The following is a 15,218-nucleotide window of genomic DNA, read 5'->3' as shown; positions in this document are numbered from 1 at the left end:
AAAGGTATCGACGATTAAAATGCCTACAAAGAAACCGGGTTGTTGATACGTCGCAAGCAGTCCGTAGGACAAAGTTCCACTGGCCATCGCTAAGCTTGAAATGAGCTAACCTAAAACTATCTCCTACAAAGATTCAAAGGCTATGGATATGACATCCGTATCCCAAAACCCATCGACCATCACTCGTACCGAACGGGGGTTGTCTATTGCGGGCACACGTATCACTCTATACGATGTGATGGACTACGTGACAGCGAAATATCCACCGCAATTTGTTCGTTCCCTGTTTAACTTAACTGAGGAACAAATGAATGCGGCGTTATCCTACATTGAAACTCATCGATCTGAAGTCGAAGCAGAATATCAACTGGTTCTAACCCAGGCTGAGGAAAATCGATGCTACTGGGAACAACGCTGCCAGGAACATCTGGTGCGTTCTGCCAAGGTAGATCCGAAACCTAGTCAGGAGGATCTTTGGGCCAAACTTCAGGCTCAGAAAGCAAGGCATGAGTTAGAAGCATGAACTTCTTGGTTGATCACAACTTAGGGGGACACGCCGAACTTTTGTTGGGGAATATCGCTGGTCAGGGCTGGCTAGAACTCCTCGAAATTCGATTTTTGACCTTCCAAGAAATCGGTTTGCCGATTGATAGCAGTGACCGCATGGTTTGGCAAGTTGCCCAGTCAAAGCAAATGATTTTACTGACGGCCAACCGAAGTATGAAAGGGGAAAACTCTCTAGAACAGGTTCTTCGGGAAGAAAATACGCTGGATTCTTTTCCGGTTATAACCATTGGAGATGCTAATCGCTTTTTGGCAGATCGCGTCTACCGAAATCGGTGCGCCGACCGTATCCTCGAAATCCTGTTAGATATCGAAAACTGGATGGGGGTTGGCCGTCTTTTCGTGCCGTAACTTTTGTTCTGTAACAGGGCTAAATCGCTATGCAATCCTCCTCCCTCACCCTCCACAATCAACACGCTTGCTTTGGCGGCACCGTGGGCTACTACAGCCATTTTTCGAGCCAGTGCCAGTGCGAAATGCGGTTTTCGGTCTTCATTCCGCCCCAGGCCCAAAATGGCCCGGTGCCCGTGGTGTATTACCTATCGGGGCTGACCTGCACCGAGGAAAACTTCACCGCCAAGGCCGGAGCCCAGCGCTATGCTGCTGAGCAAGGGCTGATGCTAGTGGCCCCCGATACTAGCCCCCGTGGCGAAACGGTGCCCGACGAAGCCGATGCCTGGGACTTTGGCACCGGGGCCGGGTTTTATGTGGACGCCACCCAAACCCCCTGGAGTCGCCACTACCGCATGTATAGCTACGTGGTGGAGGAACTGCCGGAACTGATCGCTGCCAACTTTGCTATGCGGGCGGATCGCCAGGGCATTTTTGGCCATTCCATGGGCGGACACGGGGCCTTGGTCTGCGGACTCCGCAATCCCCAGTTGTTTAAGTCGATTTCGGCCTTTGCGCCCATCGCCGCCCCCAGCCAGTGCCCCTGGGGCCAGAAGGCGTTTACGGGATACCTAGGCGAGGACAAAACCCTGTGGCACACCTACGATGCTACCCAGTTGGTGAAAACCCACGCTCAGCCCAGTCGCCCTATCCTGATTGACCAGGGCACCGCTGACCCGTTTTTGACCCAAGGCCAACTGCTGCCGGAGGTCTTCGAGGCTGCCTGCAAGGAAGCCGGACAGCCCCTTACCCTGCGGATGCAGCCCAACTACGACCACGGGTATTACTTCATCGCCACCTTTATGGCCGATCACCTCCGCCACCACGGGGCGATTCTGACGGCCTCAGCCTTGGATTGACCCGCGACCGCTACACCTTGGCGGCTCTGGCAGCTCTCATCCACAGGGGCAGAGGCAAATTCAAGGTACATCAACACGGAACTGCTCAGCCATCTTGGTATGCCCTGGTTCAGTAAAGCCACGGGACTAGGAATGGCGTAAGTTCCGTGGCCTTCTCGTAGCGCCTTGAATGAAGTCTTGCAAATAATAGGAGCAGTACGGTTTTATCCAAGGGGAGTTGTGTGAACACTGTTAAAGTGTAGCCTCCAGTCCGTGCTATCCCTATGTTTGATGCGCTCCCACCTTTGCCCCAACACCGGGCTGTGATGACTGCTCCCCTGACGGTGGAGGGGAAAGCCTCGGTGCGGGCCGTCTTGGCCCAGATGGCTCAGGCGAAGGAGCAAGCGCCAGAAGCCCAGGGGACGCAAGACCGACTCCACCAAACCCTGAGAGAAAGCTGCGTGGTGGTAGTGGATGCCGAACGGCGGGTGAGGGGTCTACTGACCGCAGTGGAGGGGGTGCGACGGTTGGGGCAGGAGGCGTCGATGGCGCAATCCCTGGCTCAGGGATCGGTGGAACAGGTGATGACTCCGGTGAGTACGGTGTGGCGAGTCTCAGATCTGCCCGACTGGCCGGAGATGGTCGCCGCGTTGGCCCAATCTTCCCCCGTGCCCGTGGTAGACGATCAAGATCGGCTGGTGGGGTTGGTGGGGATTGAAAGCGTGGCCGCGATGATGGCGGAGGGGCCGCTCACTGACCCAGACTCCAGCGGGGTAGATCGGATGGCGGTGCTACAGGATCGGGAGACTCGCTACCAAGCGCTGATGGATCGAGCCAGTGATGCGATTATGATTGCCGACCTAGAGGGGCACATTCTGGAGGTGAACCGTCAGGCGGAGAAACTGTTGGGCTATACCATGGCGGAACTCTCCGCCATGCACTTCACCCAACTCCATCCCCCGGAGGACTTACCCAGGGTGGTCGCTGCCTTTGAGCAGTTGGCCAACCAACAGGTGTGCCAGGTGCTGGACGTCAACTTTCGGCGGCAGGATGGCCAGGTGGTGCCCGTCGATATCAGTGCCTCGGTGATTTCCCTGCCGGATCGACCGATTATTCAGGGCATTTTTCGCGACATCCGCGAACGCAAGGCGATGGAGCAAGCACTGCGCCACAGCGAGGGCCAGTATCGCCAGATTATAGACACCGCCAGCGAGGGCATTTGGGTGATTGATGCCGAGGGCTATACCCTCATGGGCAACCCAGCCCTGGCCCAAAGCCTAGGGATAGATCAAGAGGCCATGGTGGGGCAGTCACTCTTTCAGTTTGTGGACGAGGCGGATCGCCCTGCCCTGGAAGCCCAACTTCAGTGCCATCAATTGGGCCGAAGTGGCCAGTATGAACTGCCCCTCCGCAGCCGAGACGGCACCCAGCGAATTATGCTGGCCTCCGTGAGCCCCCGGATGAACGGGGCGGGCACCTGCACGGGGATGACCCTGATGCTGACGGACATCACCGACCGCAAGCACATGGAAACCTCCCTCGCGGCCAAAACCGAGGAGTTGGATCGGTTCTTTTCGGTCGCCCTCGACCTCCTTTGCATTGCCAGCATCGACGGTCGGTTTGCGCGCCTCAACCAGCAGTGGGAGACGGTGCTGGGCTACCCCGTAGCGGAATTGGAGGGTCGCGAGTTTTTGGAGTTTGTTCACCCCGACGACCTAGCAGGCACCCTGCAAGAGATGACCCGTTTAGATCAGGGCGGTGTGGTGTTGAACTTCGTCAATCGCTATCGTTGCCGAGATGGGCAATATCGCTGGATTGAATGGCGGTCGGCCCCTAGGGGAACGTTTATCTACGCCGCCGCCAGGGATATTACCGACCGCGTGCGGGCCGAGCAGCAGGAACACCAGCGGGCCGAGCGGGAGCAGGTGCTGCGGGAAATTACCCAGCGGATCCGGCAATCCCTGGAGTTGCAGACCATCTTTGACACGGCCTGTCCTGAGATTCGCCAGGTGTTAGGGGCAGATCGAGTGGGCGTTTTTCGGTTTGATAGCCAGATCCAGATCGGAGCAGAGGCCCAGGGTCAGACTGGGCAATTTGTGGCGGAATCGGTGGGGGCAGAGCTACCGTCCATTTTGGCCGTGCCCGTCCCCGACTATGGCCAGCGAGTCGCCTACCAGCCTATCTACCAGGGGCATCCCTACGTGACCGTCCCCGATCTTTTGGCCCTAGACCCCAGGGAACATTCGGTGCTGGAGCGGTTTCAGGTGCGGGCCAGCCTAGTGGTGCCCCTGATCTCTGGCGATAAGCTGTGGGGGTTGCTCTGTGTGCATCAGTGCCATGGCCCTCGCCCTTGGTCGGAGGAGGACATTGCCCTAGTGCAGCATTTGGCCAACCAGATCGCCATTGCCATTTACCAGGCCAGCCTGTTTGCGCAAATTCAGCAGGAACTGGCAGAACGGCAGCAGGCCCAGCAACGAATTAGCGAACAAAACCAGCAGTTGGCCCTCTCCAACCAAGAACTGGCCCGCGCTACCCGCCTGAAGGATGAATTCCTCGCCACCATGAGCCACGAATTGCGCACCCCCCTCAATGCGGTGCTGGGGATGGCAGAGGGGATGCAGGATCTCACCTTTGGCCCCATTACCCCAGAACAACGCCACGCCCTGCAAATCATTGACCGCAGCGGCAATCACCTGCTTGAGCTGATCAACGATATTCTAGATGTGGCCAAAATTGAGGCAGGTCAAATTACCCTAGACCGCCAACCCACCGAGGTATCCCGCCTCTGTGCAGCCAGTTTAGCCTTCATCGCCTCCCATGCCCTAAAAAAGCAGATTCAGATCCACACCGATATGGCCCCCCAGTTGCCCACCCTGTGGCTAGATGAACGCCGGATGCGCCAGGTGTTGATTAATCTGCTGAGCAATGCCGTGAAGTTTACCCCAGAGGGCGGTGAAATCACCCTCACCGCCTCGGTTTCGCCGATGGATCAGCGGCTTCAGATCGCCGTTAGCGATACGGGCATTGGCATTGCCGAGGCCGATCAATCGCGCCTGTTTCAGCCCTTTGTGCAAATTGACAGCGCCCTCAACCGTCAATATGCCGGAACGGGGTTGGGGCTGGCCCTGGTGAAACAAATTGTGGAACTCCATGGCGGTACCGTGGCCCTCACCAGCACAGCGGGCGTTGGCAGTTGCTTCACCGTCGATTTACCCCTAGTACAATCCATGACCGACGACCTTCCCTTGGATGTGATGAAACCGTTGCCCGCCGTGGGCCGCCATCCGCCACCGTCTGCGGACACCCTGTCGCCTTTGATTCTGCTGGCCGAAGACAATGAGGCCAACATCCTCACCCTCACCAGCTACCTAGAGGCCAAGGGCTATCGGCTACGGGTGGTCAACAATGGCCAAGACGCCGTGGAGGCCACCCTGGCCGAGCCCCCGAATCTGGTGCTGATGGATATTCAAATGCCGGGGATGGACGGGCTCACCGCCATTCAGCAGATCCGCCAGCACCCCCACCTGGCCACCCTGCCCATCATTGCCCTCACTGCCCTGGCCATGGAGGGCGACCGAGAACGCTGCCTCCAGGCGGGAGCTAATCATTACCTCAGCAAACCCGTAAGGCTGAAGGAACTGCTGGGGTTGATTCAGTCGCTTTTGCCTGCGTCCCCCAACTAACGGTGCAGCCTAGCCGGATTTCGTTGTCCTTTTCCCGGAGCCTCCCACCATGACCTCGCCCAACCCCGCCGGGAATGCTCCCGAATTCTATGCTGAGGTGCTGGCCCACCTGGCCGATACGGTGTTGATGACCGATGGCGACGGGCGGTTTACCTGGGTATGCCCCAACGTCTCGGATTTGCTGGGCTATACCACCGCCGAGATTGAGGCGATGGAGTCTATCGATCAGCTCTTTCGCCACTGGAGTGCCGATCAAATGGCTGCATTGCGGCGAGAGCAGCGCAACCTAGAGACCTATCTCTACGACAAAGCGGGCCAGCGCCACGATCTGCTGATCCATATTCAGGCCGTCGCCCTTGGCCCCAGCCGATGGCTGTATACCTGCCGAGACATTAGCGACCGCAAGCGCCTAGAGCAGGCCCTCAACCAGGTGAACCAACACCTAGAAACCCAGGTGCAGCAGCATAGCCAGGAGTTAGCGGTGTTTCGGCGGGCGGTGGATGCGGCGGCGATTATGGTGATCACCGATGCGGCCGGGGTGATCACCACGGTCAATGATCGCTTTTGTGAGGTGTCCGGCTACCGCCGCGAAGAACTGATGGGCCAAACCCACCGCCTGATCAAGGCCGATTATCACCCGCCGGAATTTTTCCAGGAGATGTGGGAGACCATTACCCAGGGCCGCATCTGGCGCGGCGAGGTATGCAACCGCCACAAAGACGGCCACCTCTACTGGATGGACACCGCCATTTCTCCCTTCCTGGGCGATGACGGACGCCCGGTGCAATACCTCGCCATCCGGTTTGACATCACCAGCCGCAAACAGATGGAACTGGCGTTGCAAAATAACCTGCAAATGCTCACGGCGATCAGCACCGCCCAAACCCAGTTCATCACCCTTGCCGACCGCCTCACTATTTTTGAAGGGTTGCTGAACACCCTGCTCCACCTCACCGACAGCGAGTATGGCTTCATTGGCGAGGTGCTGTTTCGAGAAGACGGCAGCGCCTACATGGAGGACAGCCTAATGAAAGTGCGCGGCGTGCCCTACCTCAAAACCCACAGCATTACCAACATTGCCTGGGACGCTATCACCCAAGCCTTCTATGAAGAAAACTACGAGCAGGGCATGGAGTTCACCAACATGAACACCCTGTTTGGGGCCGTGGTGATGACCGGAAAGCCCGTCATTGCCAACAGCCCCGCCACCGACCCACGCCGGGGGGGCATTCCCAGTGGGCATCCGCCGCTGTTGGCCTTTCTGGGATTGCCCTTCTACCAAGGGGATCGTCTGATGGGCATGGTGGGCATTGCCAACCGCCCCGGTGGCTACCCAGCCAGCATGGTCGAAGACCTTCAGCCCTTTTTGGTCACGTGCAGCATTTTGATTGAGGGCTATCGCCTCGACCGCCAGCGCCGGGAGGCCGAAGCCCAACTGCACCAAAGCAACGAGGAGTTAGCCCGCGCCACCCGCCTCAAGGATGAATTTTTGGCCAACATGAGCCACGAACTGCGGACTCCCCTCAACGCCATTCTGGGCATGACCGAAGGGCTGCAAAATACCACCTTTGGCCCCATCACCGAGGCCCAAGCCAATGCCCTCGCCACCATCGAACGGCGGGGCAACCACCTGCTGGATTTGATTAACGATATCCTCGACCTAGCCAAAATTGAATCGGGCCAGATTTCCTTGGATATGCGCGCCGCTGCCCTGGGGCCAATCTGCCTCACCAGTCGCACCTTTGTGCTCCAGCAGGCCCAACGCAAGCAAGTTAGCCTAGAACTAGACACTCCGCCGGATCTGCCCCTGATCTACATGGACGAACGCCGTCTCTGCCAAGCGCTGATCAACCTGCTCTCCAACGCCATCAAATTTACCCCCTCCGGCGGCACCGTTACCCTTTCGGTGGGCCACACCCCCGTCATTCCTGCCGCCCTTCAGTCTGCCCCCTGCCACACCCTCCTGGCAGCCCCCCGGATCGAATCCAGCGCCACCACCGAGGCCCAAGCCTCTCCCCCCGCCGACTGCCTCTATCTTTCCGTGGCCGATACGGGCATTGGCATTGCAGCGAATAATATCGCCCAGCTCTCCCAGGCCTTTGTGCAAGTGGATAGCGCCCTAGATCGGCAATACCAGGGCACCGGGCTAGGGTTGGCCTTGGTGAAACGAATTATGGCCCTCCACGGCGGCAGCCTCCAACTGGTGAGCCTGCCGGACGTGGGTAGTTGCTTCATTCTGGGGCTATCCACCACTGCCCCAGCCGCCGCCACCGACCAAGCGCCCACCCCCGAAGAATTCCAGCCCTCAGAGCAAACTGCCGACCCCCATCCCACTCTACGCCCCTCGGTGCTGCTAGCCGCCGAACGTCGGGCACAGTTAAATACCATTGAGGTCTACCTCAAAGCGAAGGGATTTCCTCTCTTGGTAGCCGAGACTGGCCCCGATGCCCTGGCCCTGGCCCAACGCGAGCCGCCCCAGGTGTGGCTGATCGATACCCAGATCCCCGGCATGGACAGCCTAGCGCTGATCCAACACCTGCGCCAAGATCCAACCCTAAGCCAGGGCACCATCATTATCCTGACCACTGGCCAAGCCGCTGACCCAGCCGACTACCTCGCAGCCGGGGCCAACCTCTGCCTGGGACAACCCCTCAGTATGCAGAAGCTCGTCACCGCCATTGAGCACCTGATTGGATCTCCCTGATTGGATCTCCCTGATGGACTTCCCCAGATTGGCCCTCCCTAATCGGATTCCTATATCCCCTGGGTGCGCAGAATTCTTGGCGGCTAGGATGCCCCAAACAACACCGCCGCCCGCTCACCAATGGCGTGCAGGTTGCGAATCAGATCCTTACGGATGTGGCGCTCAATGAGGCCAGCGGGCATCGCCCGAGGGGGACAAATCAGCAGGTCATAGCTTAGGCGGGTGCGAGGGGACGCCCCCGTCAGCGGCTCCAGCCTCCACTTACCCTCAAACTGGCGAAAGTCTCCCTCCACCAGGGAAAACGTGAGTTCCTGGGGAAAGGTTTCTACCGCATCGAGCACGACTCGGGCACAAAAACTCACGTTGAGAAAGCGCTGGGAGCCAACCTGCTCTAGACGAATCCCGCCATCGGGATGGCTAAGGCGACGACTGCGGGTGAGATTGGGAATAAAGCTGGCCAGATTATCGTAATCGGTGAGGATTTGCCAGAGCTGATCGGCGGTGAAGGGCAAATCTGTAATGGCATGGATGCGACGCTGACGACCGACCCGCTTCTCGGTATGCACCGCAATACCGTCCTCTAGACGGTCAGCAATGTCGTCGTCGAGGATGAGTTCCTCAAAATTTTCTGGCTCATCTTCCCCAAAGTCATCGGGGCTGCTCAACGCTAGCCCTAAGGCCCGCCTATCTTCCCTGACCCAAACATCCGCCTCTTCCAAGGGCAAACCTTCAGATAAAGGCAGGTCGTTGGAGCTTGCGGTCATAGTGCCAATCCGATGGTTGTAGCCAAAGATTAGAACAATGCCAGGAGGCGGGCTTGAACCGCCGACACGAGGATTTTCAGTCCTCTGCTCTACCAACTGAGCTATCCCGGCTGGGCTGTTTTTTCAGCGCCTACATAACATAGCAAGTCATTGTCACCCCTGACAAGATCGTTTTGGCAAAAATCTGAATTTGGCCCCAGGCAGAACCGTCATCACCGCTAGCCCCAGCCCAGGATTCCCCGCTGGGACGTTGCTGGGAGAGGAACGGCAATCGCTTCACCATCGGGGCGGACAGGGCTAGGGCACTTCGCGCAGGCGGGCTACCTTGAGCCGAAACTGTCCCGATCCCTGTCCGGCGTAGGCGCGAATGCGAACGGTGTAGGTACCCGATTGGGTGATGCGGGCAAAGAGGAGGGAGTTGGTGGTGCCGTCGGGGCCGTCGTCATTTTCGCCGATGGTGAAGCCGTCTTCGCCCATGAGAGCCACCATCGTATCGAATTCGTCTGAGGACACATCAATGGCCACTTGATCCCCGGCTTCGAGGCGCACCGTGTAGTCTCTGGCAAAGCCGCCGAACCCGGTGGGGATGTCGCGGTTGGAGAGGGTATCGGTGACTTCCCGCGAGGCGGGCAGGGGGATGGGGGAGTAGACCTGTTGGGCCTGGGCGCGGAGGCTGGTTCCGGTGATGAGCAACACCGTGGCCGGAAGCAAAAGGCTGTGGCGCAAGAGAGAGGTGACTTGCATGGCTTAGGAAGGGATAAGGGATGGAACTTTGGCACAGAGAGGGGGCGCATTTTTGCCGATAACATCTGCCATGCGCCTCCGCAGGTGGTCAGAGAGGGGTAGATGTTGCTGCCCATTATGGCCTAGGTTTTGGGCCATTTCGGGAAAAATCCAGGTGTTTGTTAGATTTCGCGACAGAGGGCGGGGCCACGGGTGAGGGGCACTGCATCCTAAGCTAGAACAACGGGGCTGGGGCGCGTTTAGGCCACGGGGTTGGGGGTGAGGGCGGTGCTCAGGCGTTGTCGCCAGTGCTGCACCAGAGGCCGAAGGGGCGGTGCGAGCCAGTTATCGTACTGGGGATAGAGGGGCAAGCGGGGCTGCAACTGCCAGCGGTCTGTCCCTAGGGTATGCTGCAAGCGGTCGGCGGTGGGGTGGTCATAGTCGGGGTTTACTTCGTCGATGGGGCTGAGGCCGCCCAAGTCTCGCGCCCCCGCCGCCAGACAGGCCAGCAGGTCGTCCCGGCTCACCAGATTGGGGGGAATTTGGAGGGTAATCTCCGGCGGCAACAGCTCTCGCGCCAGCACCACCGCCCGCAGCAGAGACGCCCCCACCAAAGCCATGCCCTTCACCGACTGCCGCTGCCCAGGGCGATGGGGCTGCAAAATCACCTCCTGAATGTGGCCATAGCGCTGGTGCACCTCGGCGATGGCCCGCAGCGAGTCGGCCCAGTCGGCTTCGGTTTCGCCCAGCCCCAACAGCAGGCCCGTGGTAAAGGGAATGCCCAATTCCCCCGCCCAGGCCAGTTGTTGCAGGCGCACCGCCGGACGCTTACTGGGGGCGTGGCGATGCACTGTATCAAGCAGGCTGGGCGTCATTTGCTCCACCATCAGCCCCATGGACACGTTCACCTGGGCCAACTGAGCCATTTCCTCCCGGTGTAGGGGGCCGGCATTGGTGTGGGGCAGCAAGCCCGCCTCCAGGGCTAGTTCGCAAATGTGGTAAATGTGCCGAAACCAATCGGGCCGCCGAGGGCTGTGGGGGGCCACCTCACCACTCAGCACCAACACCTCCGCCACGCCCCGCCGATGCAGATGGGGCAGCATATCCTGCACCGCCGCCAGATCCAGCCAGTCCGACGTACCTGGCTCCTGCCGAAAGTTGCAGTAGGTGCAGCGATTAAAACACTCGTAGGTGGGCACCAGGGTGTGGGCCGCACTGTAGGTGATGGGGACGGTATCCATGGCTCTCTGCGTTGCTGCGCGGCACCCACCATCATGACGAGATGGAGCCGCAATTTGATGGATTAGCCACGATTTAACAGTAGCAAAGACGCTGAAACCTGGGTACCCCAGCCAGCCAGATTGGTGTCCCGGCCCCGGCCTCTTCTAGTAGGATGCTGAGCAATGCTATTTCGTGCCCTGTTGTTGATTTCTTGCCCAAAGCCTATGAAAGATCGATCTCCCCACAATCGCACGTTAGACCTAACAGAGGCGGAACAGCAACAGTTTTCGCAGCGACTTCAGACCCTTCACCAAACCGTTAAGCCGGACGCTATTCTCAATAGCATTATTTGGCAAGATGTCTTCAAAGCGCTGGACTATCTGCCAGAAAAATTTGTGGATTTACTCATCATCGATCCACCCTATAACCTCACAAAAAACTTTAATGGAAATGCCTTTCATCGACGTAAAAATCTAGCCTACACCGACTGGCTAGAACAATGGATTAGCCAAGTTCAACAATTACTTAAACCTACTGCTTCGGTTTATATCTGTTCCGATTGGCTAACCTCTACTCTGATTTATCCAGTCATAGCACAGTATTTTATAATCAGAAATCGTATTACCTGGGAACGAGAAAAGGGCCGAGGAGCTCAAAGAAACTGGAAAAACAATAGTGAAGACATCTGGTTTTGCACTGTTTCTAATAATTACTTCTTTGATGTTGAAGCGGTCAAAATCAAACGTCAGGTGATGGCCCCCTATCGCACCCAGGAAGGACAGCCTAAAGACTGGCAAGATACCCCAAATAGCCCAAATAAATATCGCCTCACCCATCCCTCCAACCTCTGGACGGATATCACGATTCCATTTTGGTCGATGCCAGAAAATACCGATCACCCCACCCAAAAACCCGAGAAACTGATCGCCAAACTCATCCTAGCCAGCTCTCAACCGGGCGACGTCGTGCTAGATCCCTTTTTGGGCAGCGGCACAACGGCGGTGGTGGCCAAAAAGCTAGGGCGGCAATATGTCGGCATTGAGCAAGATTTAACCTACTGCTGCTTGGCCGAAAAACGGCTGAGCCTTGCAGAACTCAACCCCGCCATTCAGGGCTATGCCAACGGTGTTTTCTGGGAGCGCAACACCCGCATTCCTTCGCCCTAAGTAGCTTTACCCGAATGCAGCCGCACCCCAATCGTCAGGTTCCCCACCCCCGACGCCCCACCCCCCAATCCTTAATCCCTAATCCCTAATCCCTAATCCCTAATCCCTGATCCCTAACCCCCAATCCCCAAGGCTTAATGAGTCGGAATGTTGCAAGCTGCTGGCCCGTTGCTACAGACCGAGCCACCAGTGCTATGATGGCCCCAAGCTAGGGGTGTCCGATTATTCGGACTGAGATCATACCCTCAGAACCTGACCTGGTTGATACCAGCGGAGGGAAGCGTTGCTTGAGGTCATTAGATCGCAACGACGATGGCAGAAAACGTCCGGCCTAGGGCTGGGCATCGATGGTGGAATCCTTGGTCATTGACTAGGGTTCTTCGTGGGTTCAAAGGTAGATAAGTTCTGGGCTGTAACGGCCTGATCCTTGTCTTTTGAATCGTCACTTTAGGTTTTCTGTACGGCGTTGAGATTCAGCCTTTTCTGTTGTAGCCATCTCCTCTAGCGCTACGTGTTTATAGAGGTTCACTATGAGAACGGAATGGATTGCCAAGCGCCAGGGTCATACCAATGTATCCCAAATGCACTATGCGCGGCAGGGCATGATCACCGAAGAAATGGCCTACGTGGCCCAGCGAGAAAACCTGCCGGAAGAGCTGATTCGTGATGAGGTGGCGCGGGGGCGGATGATTATTCCCGCCAATATCAACCATCCCAATTTGGAACCGATGGCCATTGGCATTGCCTCGAAGTGTAAGGTGAATGCCAACATCGGTGCGTCGCCCAATTCCTCCAACATTGACGAAGAAGTAGCCAAGCTGCACCTCGCCGTCAAATACGGGGCCGATACCCTGATGGACTTGTCCACCGGGGGCGGCGATTTGGATGCCATCCGCACCGCCATCATCAACGCTTCACCGATTCCGATTGGAACCGTGCCCGTCTACCAAGCTCTGGAGAGCGTCCACGGCACTATCGAAAACCTGACCGCCGATGACTTTCTCCACATCATCGAAAAGCACGCCCAGCAGGGGGTGGATTATCAAACCATCCACGCCGGAATTTTGATTGAGCACCTGCCCCTGGTGCGCGACCGGATCACGGGCATCGTCTCTCGCGGCGGCGGCATCCTGGCCCGCTGGATGCTGCACCACCACAAGCAAAACCCGCTGTATACGCACTTCGACGACATCATCGAAATCTTCAAGCGCTACGACGTGAGCTTTAGCCTGGGCGATTCCCTCCGTCCCGGTTGTCTACACGATGCCACCGATGCCGCGCAACTGGCGGAACTGAAAACCCTCGGCCAACTCACCCGCCGCGCCTGGGAACACGACGTACAGGTGATGGTAGAAGGCCCTGGCCACGTGCCCATGGATCAAATCGACTACAACGTCAAAAAGCAGATGGAAGAGTGCTCCGAAGCGCCCTTCTACGTCCTCGGCCCCCTGGTGACGGACATTGCCGCTGGCTACGACCACATCAGCTCCGCCATTGGTGCCGCCCTGGCGGGCTGGAGCGGTGCCGCCATGCTCTGCTACGTCACCCCCAAGGAACACCTGGGCCTGCCCAATGCCGAAGACGTGCGCCAGGGGTTGATCGCCTACAAGATCGCCGCCCACGCCGCCGACATTGCCCGCCATCGCCCCGGCGCACGGGATCGCGATGATGCCATGTCCCACGCCCGCTACAACTTCGACTGGAACAAACAGTTCGAGCTATCCCTCGATCCCGACCGGGCCAAGGAATACCACGACGAAACGCTGCCCGCCGACATCTACAAAACCGCTGAGTTTTGCTCCATGTGTGGCCCCAAATTCTGCCCCATGCAAACCAAGGTAGATGCCGACGCCCTGACGGAACTGGAGAAGTTCCTAGCTAGGGAAGCCGCCAGCGTGTAGGCCGCATATCGGATCCCAGGGGATGGAGGGGATCACTGATCACCTTCAAGCCTCTCCAGGCCAGACCTCTGGGATCCAGACCTCTGGGATATGGATAAAGACCTGTTTGAGTTTTGACAAGACACCCCCTGCCACGACAGTCTTCAAGCCGTCCTAGTGGGGCCATGGTTTCCGGGAAGGCTGGCAGAGGTTAAGAAAATTTCGCAAACGGATGATTTTCAAAATCCGCCTGGGTACCTTAAAGAGACAGACACCCGCTACAGGCTCAAAGAAGCCTGACGCGAAAGGTTCAGGGTTGTGACGCACGATTTAACCTACTACGCCAAAGCGTTCGCCAAGCTGCGAGTGGATAAGGCCCGTGGCACGGCACCCCACAAGCCGATCCTGCTGCTGGCGGTGCTGGATTTGTTTGAGAAGGGCAAGTTCAGCCGCAACGAAATCTACCTTTCCCCAGAACTCACCGCTAACTTTCTGAAGTTCTGGCATCAATTTGTTTCCAGCGATCACCATTCCAACATTGCCCTTCCGTTCTTCCACCTCACGGGGGATAGGTTCTGGCACCTGATGCCGAACCCCGGTTTTGAGGCCACGATTCAGGCCAGGGTAAAGATCCGCACGTTGCCAGCCCTGCGCTCTGCGGTGAAATACGCCTACCTGGATGATGACCTGTTTGCCTTCCTGTGCGATCCCACAAGCCGCCAGGAACTCACGACCATCCTGATCCAAGCCTGGTTTCCTGACAAGGGTGGCGAAATTGCAGAATCCTTGAAATACGATGAGTTTGAGGCGATCCAACAGTCGCTTTTCGATTCTGGTGGGGCAACTTACAATGTGGATGACCTGAAGGACGCTGACCAAATCTTTGTTCGCAATGCTGCGTTTCGTCGCAATGTGGTGAAGCTCTACGATCAACGCTGTGCTTTTTGCAAAATGCGGGTTGTAAGCTGGGATGGGCTGAATATTGTGGATGGGGCACATATTCAACCGTTTGCTGAGTTTCGTAATGATCGCTTTACCAATGGCCTAGCCCTCTGCAAAAATCACCACTGGGCCTTTGACCACGGCTGGTTTGGGGTGGATGATGACTACCGCATTTTGATTCCGTGGGATAGGTTTACGGAAGAGGCAGCGTTAGAAGGTCGGGAAATGGCGAACTTTAGGGGAGAGCGAATTTTCCTGCCAAAAGAAGTAATTTTTCTCCCAAATCTAGAAAATTTGGAGTGGCATCGAAAACAATGGAATATAAGTTAATTTCAAGGGTGA

At 57.4% G+C, this 15,218-nt stretch carries 11 protein-coding genes, 1 tRNA gene and 1 riboswitch; of the genes, 8 read left to right on the top strand and 4 right to left on the bottom strand.

Features of this window, described 5'->3' with window-relative positions:
• Positions 1-142: 142 nt before the first annotated feature.
• The 5 genes from GFS31_RS15525 to GFS31_RS15505 all read left to right on the top strand — a co-directional run bounded on the left by GFS31_RS15525 (position 143) and on the right by GFS31_RS15505 (position 8,180).
• A complete protein-coding gene (locus GFS31_RS15525; RefSeq protein ID WP_317135038.1) occupies positions 143-523 on the top strand; it encodes a DUF433 domain-containing protein in 381 nt (126 codons plus the stop codon).
• The gene (locus GFS31_RS15520) at positions 520-915 is read left to right on the top strand and encodes a DUF5615 family PIN-like protein (protein ID WP_198805689.1); all 396 of its coding nucleotides are present in this window, start codon (positions 520-522) and stop codon (positions 913-915) included. The genes GFS31_RS15525 and GFS31_RS15520 overlap by 4 nt, the downstream gene beginning before the upstream one ends.
• 29 nt (positions 916-944) lie before the next feature.
• Positions 945-1,814 carry an S-formylglutathione hydrolase gene (gene fghA, locus GFS31_RS15515; protein WP_198805688.1) on the top strand — a complete coding sequence of 290 codons (870 nt, stop codon included), beginning with the start codon at positions 945-947 and terminating at the stop codon, positions 1,812-1,814.
• Between the two features lie 263 nt (positions 1,815-2,077).
• Positions 2,078-5,476, top strand: a complete 3,399-nt coding sequence (locus GFS31_RS15510; RefSeq protein WP_198805687.1) for a PAS domain S-box protein — start codon at positions 2,078-2,080, stop codon at positions 5,474-5,476.
• 49 nt (positions 5,477-5,525) lie between these two features.
• The gene (locus tag GFS31_RS15505) at positions 5,526-8,180 is read left to right on the top strand and encodes a PAS domain S-box protein (protein ID WP_198805686.1); all 2,655 of its coding nucleotides are present in this window, start codon (positions 5,526-5,528) and stop codon (positions 8,178-8,180) included.
• Between the two features lie 83 nt (positions 8,181-8,263).
• Here the strand turns inward: GFS31_RS15505 and GFS31_RS15500 are convergent, their stop codons facing one another.
• From GFS31_RS15500 to cofG, 4 genes are all read right to left on the bottom strand, one after another.
• Positions 8,264-8,944: an SRPBCC family protein gene (locus GFS31_RS15500; RefSeq protein WP_198805685.1), complete on the bottom strand. Its 681-nt coding sequence runs from the start codon at positions 8,942-8,944 to the stop codon at positions 8,264-8,266.
• A 38-nt stretch (positions 8,945-8,982) separates the two neighbouring features.
• Positions 8,983-9,055 (bottom strand) — tRNA-Phe (locus GFS31_RS15495).
• Positions 9,056-9,241: 186 nt separating this feature from the next.
• Complete coding sequence (locus GFS31_RS15490; RefSeq protein WP_198805684.1) at positions 9,242-9,688, bottom strand: PPC domain-containing protein; 447 nt, start codon at positions 9,686-9,688, stop codon at positions 9,242-9,244.
• A gap of 239 nt (positions 9,689-9,927) precedes the next feature.
• The gene (gene cofG, locus GFS31_RS15485) at positions 9,928-10,908 is read right to left on the bottom strand and encodes a 7,8-didemethyl-8-hydroxy-5-deazariboflavin synthase subunit CofG (RefSeq protein ID WP_198805683.1); all 981 of its coding nucleotides are present in this window, start codon (positions 10,906-10,908) and stop codon (positions 9,928-9,930) included.
• Positions 10,909-11,112: 204 nt separating this feature from the next.
• On the opposite strand from cofG, the gene GFS31_RS15480 reads away from it, so the two are divergent.
• The 3 genes from GFS31_RS15480 (at position 11,113) to GFS31_RS15470 (ending at position 15,206) form a co-directional block, all read left to right on the top strand.
• Positions 11,113-12,054 carry a DNA-methyltransferase gene (locus GFS31_RS15480; RefSeq protein ID WP_198805682.1) on the top strand — a complete coding sequence of 314 codons (942 nt, stop codon included), beginning with the start codon at positions 11,113-11,115 and terminating at the stop codon, positions 12,052-12,054.
• 200 nt (positions 12,055-12,254) lie between these two features.
• A riboswitch (TPP riboswitch) is annotated at positions 12,255-12,350 on the top strand.
• A gap of 234 nt (positions 12,351-12,584) precedes the next feature.
• Positions 12,585-13,955 carry a phosphomethylpyrimidine synthase gene (gene thiC, locus GFS31_RS15475; protein WP_198805681.1) on the top strand — a complete coding sequence of 457 codons (1,371 nt, stop codon included), beginning with the start codon at positions 12,585-12,587 and terminating at the stop codon, positions 13,953-13,955.
• A gap of 297 nt (positions 13,956-14,252) precedes the next feature.
• Positions 14,253-15,206, top strand: a complete 954-nt coding sequence (locus GFS31_RS15470) for an HNH endonuclease (protein WP_198805680.1) — start codon at positions 14,253-14,255, stop codon at positions 15,204-15,206.
• Positions 15,207-15,218 lie beyond the last annotated feature (12 nt).

Origin of the sequence: Leptolyngbya sp. BL0902 (assembly GCF_016403105.1) — a bacterium.
GTDB lineage: Bacteria > Cyanobacteriota > Cyanobacteriia > Phormidesmidales > Phormidesmidaceae > Nodosilinea.
Note: the sequence above shows the minus strand (reverse complement) of the source record. Positions and strands in the feature narration are given on the sequence as shown.

Excerpts from the sequence above, each read along its gene's own strand:
- GFS31_RS15520 (WP_198805689.1), top strand. The coding sequence starts at position 520 with ATGAACTTCTTGGTTGATCACAACTTAGGGGGACACGCCGAACTTTTG.
- fghA (WP_198805688.1), top strand. The coding sequence starts at position 945 with ATGCAATCCTCCTCCCTCACCCTCCACAATCAACACGCTTGCTTTGGC.
- GFS31_RS15505 (WP_198805686.1), top strand. The coding sequence starts at position 5,526 with ATGACCTCGCCCAACCCCGCCGGGAATGCTCCCGAATTCTATGCTGAG.
- cofG (WP_198805683.1), bottom strand. The coding sequence starts at position 10,908 with ATGGATACCGTCCCCATCACCTACAGTGCGGCCCACACCCTGGTGCCC.
- GFS31_RS15480 (WP_198805682.1), top strand. The coding sequence starts at position 11,113 with ATGAAAGATCGATCTCCCCACAATCGCACGTTAGACCTAACAGAGGCG.
- thiC (WP_198805681.1), top strand. The coding sequence starts at position 12,585 with ATGAGAACGGAATGGATTGCCAAGCGCCAGGGTCATACCAATGTATCC.
- GFS31_RS15525 (WP_317135038.1), top strand. The coding sequence starts at position 143 with ATGGATATGACATCCGTATCCCAAAACCCATCGACCATCACTCGTACC.
- GFS31_RS15490 (WP_198805684.1), bottom strand. The coding sequence starts at position 9,688 with ATGCAAGTCACCTCTCTCTTGCGCCACAGCCTTTTGCTTCCGGCCACG.
- GFS31_RS15500 (WP_198805685.1), bottom strand. The coding sequence starts at position 8,944 with ATGACCGCAAGCTCCAACGACCTGCCTTTATCTGAAGGTTTGCCCTTG.
- GFS31_RS15510 (WP_198805687.1), top strand. The coding sequence starts at position 2,078 with ATGTTTGATGCGCTCCCACCTTTGCCCCAACACCGGGCTGTGATGACT.